The sequence below is a fragment of the Candidatus Zixiibacteriota bacterium genome (assembly GCA_026397505.1).
Taxonomy (GTDB): domain Bacteria; phylum Zixibacteria; class MSB-5A5; order GN15; family PGXB01; genus JAPLUR01.
The window spans coordinates 1-9343 of record JAPLUR010000028.1; the positions used below are offsets into that span (position 1 = coordinate 1).

4 protein-coding genes are annotated in these 9343 nt (G+C 50.1%); 3 read left to right on the plus strand and 1 reads right to left on the minus strand.

Features of this window, described 5'->3' with window-relative positions:
• The first annotated feature begins 285 nt into the window (after nt 1-285).
• The 3 genes from NT002_01340 (at nt 286) to NT002_01350 (ending at nt 9058) form a co-directional block, all read left to right on the plus strand.
• Entirely contained in the window at nt 286-1941 is a 1656-nt protein-coding gene (locus NT002_01340; protein ID MCX6827916.1) for a SpoIIE family protein phosphatase, read from the plus strand.
• Between the two features lie 123 nt (nt 1942-2064).
• Nucleotides 2065-7683, plus strand: a complete 5619-nt coding sequence (locus tag NT002_01345) for a PAS domain S-box protein (protein MCX6827917.1) — start codon at nt 2065-2067, stop codon at nt 7681-7683.
• Complete coding sequence (locus tag NT002_01350; protein MCX6827918.1) at nt 7670-9058, plus strand: sigma-54 dependent transcriptional regulator; 1389 nt, start codon at nt 7670-7672, stop codon at nt 9056-9058. The genes NT002_01345 and NT002_01350 overlap by 14 nt, the downstream gene beginning before the upstream one ends.
• Nucleotides 9059-9130: 72 nt before the next feature.
• Here NT002_01350 and NT002_01355 read toward each other — a convergent pair.
• Nucleotides 9131-9343 (minus strand): transposase (locus NT002_01355; GenBank protein MCX6827919.1); only part of this gene is annotated, 213 nt, incomplete at its 5' end.

The following is a 9343-nucleotide window of genomic DNA, read 5'->3' on the forward strand; positions in this document are numbered from 1 at the left end:
ATGCTTTATTCAACTATTTCAATCATAAATGGCACAGAAACAATGAAATAATAAAAACCATCAAAAACATGATACAAAAAGCAGCCTAAATAAATGAAAAAAAGGATATACCAATTTCCACACTAATATTGACATTACCTCGGGCCGCTCCGGCGGATTTTAAATTTGCCAAATACCATTAATGATAATATCTTGTCCTTACCTGTCTTTCTTTGATTTTGCATCCGAGAGTATTGTCATGTTCCGAATTGTGAGTTGGCATCATAGAAGGCATAGAGGAGAATCATGCTGAGATTGGTTGGTATCGACAGCGGCCGCACTTATTCCTGGGACCTGTTACCGGGGAAATATATTTTGGGCAGAAGCAAGAAAGGTGATGCCGATCTTTGTGTCGACAACAATACGGTTTCGCGTCATCATGCCTCGATTGAAGTTATTGAAGGCTCCCGCACTCTGATATTGACTGATCTCGACAGTCGCAATGGCACCATGCTCAACGGAGAAAAGGTCATCGGCCGGGTAGAGGTCAAACCATGTGACATCCTCAGATTTGGCCAGGTCAAATTGGCCGTGGTGGAGATCGGGCAATCAGGTGAGCCGATATCTTTGCCGACGCTGAACGAAGTCCCCGACCGGAATCTGGAGAAGTCGGTCATTTTATCCATTGATGAATCTCGACGGCCGCTTCCCTCCCAGATAGCCGGTCTTCCCGAGGTGGTCCCGACGCTGCTGGAGATGGCCAAAATGCTGGTTCTGCCGGAGCCGCGGGAAGTAATGTTGCAGCGGTCGCTGGAATTGATTGCTCGTGTAATTCCTGCCGAACGGCTGGCGGTTCTTTTGACCGCCGATAACGAATTGGGAGTGACCTGCGGGGCCGCTTTCAGTCAGGGAGGGAAATGCACCGGGGAATTTAACCTCTCCAAAACTATCATCCGCGATATTCTGGAGAAAAGAGATTCTCTGGTAATAAGCGACCCGCAGCTGAGCGACCACTTTGCCCGGCAACAATCAATTATTATGAGCGGCCTTAAGTCGGCCATGGCCGTTCCGCTTTTTGATGAAGACAAAGTTCTGGGAATACTCTACGCCGATACCTGTAACCCGCTTCACCGCTATAATAATGAGTTTCTGCGGTTGATGATCACTTTCGGCAATATCATCGCCTCGCGTCTTCTCAACTACTCCCTGTTGAAGGAAAGGCAACAGCGCCGGCTGATGGAGGCGGAACGTGCCCAGGCGGCGGCCATCCAGCGCAACCTGCTGCCGAAATCCATTCCGGAAGTCGCCGGGTATCAGATTTTCGCCATGCAGGAGCAATCGCAGCAGGTCGGCGGCGACCTCTATGATCTGGCTCTTCTACCGGATGGTTCTCTCATTTTCCTCATGGGCGATGTCAGCGGAAAGGGAATGGGGGCGGCGCTTTTGATGTCGGATATATTGGCTTCATTCAGGATATTGTACCATGAGACCAGCTTTGACATGACTCGCGCCGTGGAAATGGTCTCTATGGAGCTTTGCCGCCATAGTGAAGCTGATGAATATGCCACTCTCTTTGTCGGAATAATCGAACCGCACACTCACAGGATCAGCTATGTCAATGCCGGGCACAATCCACCGCTTCTGGTTCATTCGGACGGCCGTCTGGAGAGACTGGAAGCGACCGGCATCATGATCGGCGCTTTCGAGGGGATGACCTGGGAGAGGCAGGAGATTGCGCTGGAACCGGGCGATTTGCTTCTTGCCTATACTGATGGTGTCACCGAGGCTCGGCACGGGGAGGAACTCTACTCCCAGGAGCGCTGGGAAAATCAGGCGATTGACTGGCGCGCTCATAATGCCGCTGAAATCATTGATTTCAGCATTGAGAACATTAAGAGGTTTGTCGGCGAATTTCCGCAGTCGGATGATATTACGCTGCTGGCTGTGAAACGGAATGGCTGAGTCTTTCCGCCGGGATTCATTTCCAAAACCCGTTTCAATTTCGTGAGCCATTGTTCCCTTTTTAATTGAGAAAGTGCCCCGCTTTTATATTTCATTGACAATATCGGAAAATCCGCTATAATAATGACAGTTATGACCAGCAAGTTCCTGCTCAATTGCGGCCGACTTGCCCTGCTTTTAATCTCGCTAATCTCTATACCTGTTTCAGCAGGCGCTGTTGACCGAATAATTATCGACTTCAATCGCGACCCCAAGTTGCTTCTCTATGACGCTGTGCAGAAATATTCATTTGATTACGGGGTCAATAAGAAAAGCATTCGCAATCCGATACAGGTCTTCCAGAGCCGAAACGATGATTCGAGCCGGGCGTTGATGATACTGGCTTATAATAAAAATCTTAATGACGATGCCCCCGCATCAATCGCCCTTTTCGATTATGCGCGGCTGGTTCATATCGATGAAGATCCGCTCTATGTCACCATAAAAGATTATTGCATATACTATGATACAAAGCTGGAGCAGAAATGCGTGGCCGCCGTATGCTATCGGAATGACTCCGCTTTTGTTCTGCGCAATATACCCGGCACCGGGAAGTTTGACTATATCTATCTGACCTCTGGTGTTGACCACAGCGGCAACGGCGAATGGGAGCCGGACATATCTTTTATTGCCGCGCTCGACTATGATTATGACGGCCGGGAAGAGATTTTTTTCTATGTCTGCCCCGGCCGGGATAGGGAACCCCGTATCCTCTACTGCTTGGAGATGGAGGATTTGAAAATCGAGTGGTCATTGCCGGTCGCCTCGGTTATGGGTCGGGGCAATCTTTATTCCTGCGGCGATTCATCAAATCCTGCGGTCATATTTACCACTTATGGCCCCCAGAATGGCGTTTTTGATTCGAATTTCGATGACCGCTACGGTTATATTACAAAGGTTGACAGTCATGGCGCAGTCCTGTTCAATAAAATCATCCTCGGGGATTATCTCGGAACCAGAATAATTCCCATTGATTCGGCCGCTTCCCGGTTTTGTCTTTATAATATTTATCCATTCTCCGATCCGCGTTTGGCTGATTCTTTGCCGCCCGAGTGCGGCCAATTGAGTATCATCGATCGCGAGGGGAAGATCATCCGGACTCTGGCTGTCAGGGAGATTTTGCGAGATATGTGGCCGGCCGATTACCGTTTTGACGGTCACCCCGATATATACACCGTCTGGAGTAACGGTGTCGTAAAAATATTTGACACCAGCCTAAATCTGCTGGCCGAGTCCCAGCCGACCCATCTCTCAGGATTCATCGGAATGATTAAGATTCCCGATCAGAAACGGCCGGCCTTTCTCATCTCGCATAAGGATGGAGTTGACCTGTATTCTTACAATTTCAAGAAACTCCTGAGCATCGATAAGAGTCTGACTATCTGTCAGCCCGTCACCTATGACCGTGACAGCAACATCCGGGAGATTCTTCTCGGCGCGGATAATCGGGGATACTTCTTTCAGATAAAAAGGAGGGCGTGGCTGGATTATATCGCCATCAGCTTATGGGAATATCACAACTTCTTTGTTACGATACTCGCCGCCCTGCTGGTGGGTCTATTCATCGTAAATCGCTTCCGCAATAAAGCTCTTGATGAATTGAGGCGCAGCGAAGAGCGATTCCGGGCTATTTTCGATACCGCCCAGGATTCAATCTTCATAAAAGATCGTTCCCTAAGATATATCCATGTCAATCCGGCCATGGAGAAGCTTTTCAGCCTGCCTGCCCGTGAGCTTATCGGTAAGAATGAGGATGAGCTGTTTGGCGATGAGGCGGGAGCCCATGTGCGGGAAACCGATTCCCGTGTGCTCCGGGGGGAAATTTACCAGGAAGAGCGAACCAGGCCGATCAATGGGGTTCCGTTCACCTTCCATGTTGTGAAAGTGCCGATGCAAGACCGATTCGGGGAAATCATCGGTCTCTGCGGCATCGCCCGCGATATCAGCGATCGAAAGCAGTCGATACGGAAACTGGAGGAGAGTGAGGCCAAGTATCGGACTCTGGTGGAGAGTGCCCGCGAGCCGATTTTTACGGTCAATCATGAAGGACGGTTTCTCTTTGTCAACAGCATCACCGCCCGGCGGGCGGGGCGATTGCCGGAGCAACTTGTCGGCAGAACCTTATGGGATGTTTTTCCCAAAGCGATCGCCGATCGTCATATACAATCAATACGGTGTATAATTCAATCGGGCAAAGGACAGGTTTTTGAGGATATTACTATTTTGCAGGGCGTTCCCCGATGGTACAGCACCAGCATTCAGCCGCTTCGGGATTCATCCGGGGAAATCACTTCAGTCCTGATTATTGCCTCGGATATATCCGACCAGAAGAAAACCATCCAGGCGCTGGAATATGAGCGCGATTTTTCCAATACCATTCTCGATGCTGCCAACAGCCTGATTGTCTGCCTCGATAACAAGGCGAGGATAAAGGTTTTCAACACTGAGTGCGAGCTGGTGACCGGATATAAGCGCCAGGAAGTTATCGGCAAGCACTGGCCGGAAATGTTCCTTCCCCCGGAGGCGCATCATAAAGGACTCGATAATTTCGCCGAGTGGGTGCGGGCGCATCCGACCGATGTTTATGAGGGGCAACTGCTGACAAAATTGGGGGAGCGGCGCACCATCCTCTGGTCCACCGCGGCCATTTTTGCCCCGGATTCGGACGAACTTACCGCAATCGGCATCGGACATGATATCACCGAACGAAAGAAATCCGAAAAGGCATTGCAGGAGTCCGAGGAAAAATTACGGGCCATGTTCGATTCGGTGGCGGATGGTATCGTGATTTGTGATTTGGAGGCCAATATCCTGCAGGTAAATCCGGCCATCGCGCGCATTTTCGGTTTCAGGAACGGCACGGAAGTTATAGGGCATAATGCACTGGAATTTATCGATCGTAATCAACATCCGTTGGTCCTCCAGAACATTGAAATGGTCATTCGGCAGGGCTCAACTATCAGCGCCGATTATCTGGCGATGGATAAGATGGGGCGGACTTTCCCGATCAGAACCCGCGGCGCCGCATTGCGTAATGATATGGGCAAGGTTATCGGTTTTACGGTCATCGTAGAAGATATCTCGGAAGCGCATAAATCGCAAAAACGCGATCAGGCACGATTGCAGCTTCTCAGCGGTTTGAGAACGGAAGAGACGGCGGATGGCTGCCTGCAGCTGGCCTGTCGGGCCATAGCCGATTCAGGTCTCTTCAGGCGCTCCGTGCTTACCCTTCACAATGCTCAGCGGGAGATTATCAATCTCGGCCAGCATGGTCTTGACCCGGCAATTCTGGAACAGGCGCGAAAAGCGCCGGCGCCCGATAAGGAGCTTTCAAACAGAATGACCGAAGAGAAATTCCGAATCAGTCGCTCGTTTTTTATTCCGGCCGAATCCGGTCTGATACATGCTGATCTTAAGAGAGTTATTCCCCAAGACCAAGAACCGGCTGACGGAGAATCCTCATGGAAAGTCGGCGATGAACTCTTTGTGCCGATTATCGACAATCAGGGGAAATATGAAGGGTGGCTATCAGTGGATACCCCGTTCGACAACAATCGCCCATCGCTTGATACCACTGTCTATATGGAGGAGATTCTCGAAATTGTCACCAAGAAGGTGCACGAAATTCAGACTCTGGAGAAGCTGACCCGCGAGCGCCAGGCTCTGGCCGAGCTAAATACGGCGCTGCAGGAATCAGAAGAACGTTACCGCAGCCTGGTCGAAAACGCCAAAGATATTATCTACACTGTCTCTTCTGAAGGCATCTTTACAGGATTTAACCCCGTTTTCGAGACGATCACCGGATGGTCGATCGCCGAATGGCTGGGCCGGCCTTTCGAAGAGGTAATCCACCCCGACGACCTTGAGGAATGTCGCAGGAATTATATGAGTGTCATGCAGGGTGGCCAGATCGGTCCCCACGAGTATCGTGTCCGCATCAAATCGGGGCGCTATTTAATAGGAGAATTTGTCACCGCTCCGCAGATTATCGAGGGCCGCATCGTCGGCGTTCTTGGGGTGGCGCGCGACATTACCGACCGCCGCCGAATGGAAGAGGAACTCCGCAGCAGCGAAGAAAAATTCCGCAATCTGGCCGAGCATTCATTACAGGGAATCTTTGTCATGTATGGGAACCGCCCGATATTTGCCAATTCTCGCATGGCCGAGCTATTTGATACAACGATTGATGTAATTTTGAATACATCGGCTGAGGATTTCTTCCGTGACTTGATGCACCCGCAATTTGTTGAGGAAATGAGATCGAGGTACAGCAAGCGGAACAGGGGAGAACCTGTCGACAATCGCTATGAGACCAAAATTATTACGAGAAACGGCCGTCAGCGTTGGATTGAAATCTTTACTCAGCAAATGATGTTTGAAGGGAAACCAGCTCTGCAGGGGGCGATTCTGGACATTACTGAGAGGAAGGAGGCAGAGAACGCCCTGCAGTACCGGCTCGCTTTTGAGGAGCTTATCACGGGGATATCGACCAGTTTCATAAACCTGGGGCCGGGTGAAGTTGACGCCGGAATTAATCAGGCGCTATGGAAAATCGGGGAGTTTTCGAATGTTGACAGAAGTTTCTTGTTTCGTCTGACCGATAACCTTAGGGTCCTGGATACAACGAATCTCTGGCTATCGCCCGAGATGGTCAATCCCTTTGGACCGATGCGGGGACTGCCGCTGGGGTCTTTCCAATGGGCACTGTCCCGACTGAAGAAACTTGAGAATATCCATATCCCCCATATGACAGATCTCCCCGAGGAGGCTGCTGCCGAGCTGAAGATGCTGCAGAAATATGGAGTCAAATCGATCGTCATCATTCCGGTCGCTTATGGCCAATCCCTTTTGGGTGGTCTGGGGCTTATGTCAATAAGAGAGGAAAAAGTATGGTCGGCGGACATCATCCCGCTCTTAAGAATTGTGGGTGAAATCTTCGCCAATGCCATGGAGCGTGAACGCGCCGCAAAAGAGCTGGAACAGGCGCATCAGGAAAAATACCGGCAGGCCCGGCAGATCTCCGGCGGCTTTGCCCATGAAATTCGTAACGCCTTGTTCCCGGCCAAGGGATCGCTCAGCCAGCTCAAGAAACTTATCTACGAAAATCTGACCGATCGCGGGCATCTGTATAGTTTCTATAAGATGGCTGATGACTCCATCGCACGGGCGATCGGTATTACCGCGCTGATATCCCAGTATACCAAGCTGGATTCGGAATGTATGCCCGAGAAAGTCGACCTGAACCATGTTCTGAATGAAATACGTGTCACCAACCAGATACGAATCAAGGAGCAAAGGGTACAATTGCAGATATCCTGTCCGCCGGAAGTCTGGCTTGAATCCAATCGTCGCCAACTGTTTATTGCTTTTAACAATCTCGTTTTGAATTCTCTGGATGCTCTGACCGATATTCCCGACCCGGCCATTAAAATCGAAGGGACAGTACAGGATAGTTATCTGGAATTGGCCCTGATCGATAATGGCGGGGGCATTCCCCCCGAGAATTTAAGTCGCATCTTCGAGGCCTTCTATTCCACCAAACCGGACAAAGGGACCGGCATCGGCTTGGCCACCGCCAAGAAAATAATCGAGATGTACGGCGGGAGTATCGCCGTCACCAGTTCGCCGGGTGACGGTACCCGTTTTGATCTCAAATTCAAAATCCATAAAGACGAGGAAAATCTCAAATATGAGTCGACCTGATAAATATAAGATCCTGCTGGTCGATGACGACGCCCAGGTATTAAAGATGCTCCACATCCTTTTTCAATCGGAATATGAAACATTTCTGGCCTCCTCCGGCCCCGAATCGATCGAGATGGTGCGGCAAAACAGAGATATTGCGGCGGTGGTGATGGATATCAGGATGTCGGTTATGGACGGGATTGCGGCCGCACGCGAAATAATAAAAATGGAAGCTCAAATACCGATTATTTTTCATACGGCCTATCCCGGCGATTATGATGAGGATGAAATCGATGAACAGGAGAAGCCGTTTGACTATGTTCAGAAAGGCGAATCGATCTCCAAACTGACCCGGGCCGTCCGTAATGCGGTTGAATCTTACGCTCTCAGGAACAACACGGCGCTCATGTCGGCACAGGCCGAGAGCCACTATGGGATGTTTGGCAATTCGCACAGGATGCTACAAGTATATGGAATGATTCGAAAAGTCGCCGCAGCCGACACCAAGATTATTATTTTGGGTGAGACCGGAACCGGCAAGGATCTGGTGGCGCAGGCCATTCACTCAAATAGCAAACGCAAAAACCAGCGCTACTTTGTCTTTCCCTGCAATCAAAAATCGCCGCATATGGTTGAATCGGAACTTTTCGGCCACGTCAAAGGGGCTTTCACCGATGCCAACGAGAATAAAGTCGGCATGTTTGAATACGCTGAAGGCGGCACGGTCTTGCTTGATGAAGTAGGTGACCTCGATCCCAATACTCAAACCAAATTGCTTCAGGTTCTGGGAACGGGGAAATATCAGAAGGTCGGGAGTCCGGAAATCAAAACCACCGATGTTCGCATCATCAGTGCCACCCACAGGAACCTGGAGCAGCTTGTCAAGAGCGGCGATTTCCGGGAAGACTTCTATTTCCGTCTTAAGGGAATAACCATTTCTTTGCCGCCTCTTCGCGAACGCCGGGAAGATATCCCGCTTCTTCTGGACAAGTTCAAAGATCGTTTTACAATCGAGCAGGGATTTCCGCCGAAAATATTCGACCCGTCGGCCGTTGAAATCCTGCGGGCATTCGATTGGCCGGGTAATGTCCGCCAGTTGCTGGAGGTGGTGGAATCGCTCATGGTTCTTACCGAATCCGACATCATTTTCGAGGACGATGTTCGGAATTTCCTCAAATTGATAGCGGCCGAAGGCGATACGCCTGCTTCGCCCACCCGCAACCTGACCGCGCGCCTGCGGGAGTTTCGGCGGATTTGCATAGTCGAGGCGCTTGGGGAAAAAAATGGGAACGTCCGGGCCGCTGCCGCCCTGCTGGGAATCGACCCCTCAAATCTGCGCAAGATGAATAAACAACTCGGAATCGATACAAGCGGAAACAAAATTTCAGACTGATTTCAGAGCCGGGTTAAGAAGGGGTAATGTCAATATTAGTGTGGAAATTGGTATATCCTTTTTTTCATTTATTTAGGCTGCTTTTTGTATCATGTTTTTGATGGTTTTTATTATTTCCTTGGTTCTGTGCCATTTATGATTGAAATAGTTGAATAAAGCATAAACGATTCTCCGGCAGCTTGGGGCGTTTTGGAAATATCCCATTATTTTCAGACGCCGTCTTACCTCACGGAAGGCTCTCTCGATGACGTTGGTGGTTCGGATGAGTTTACGGATCTGCTGGGG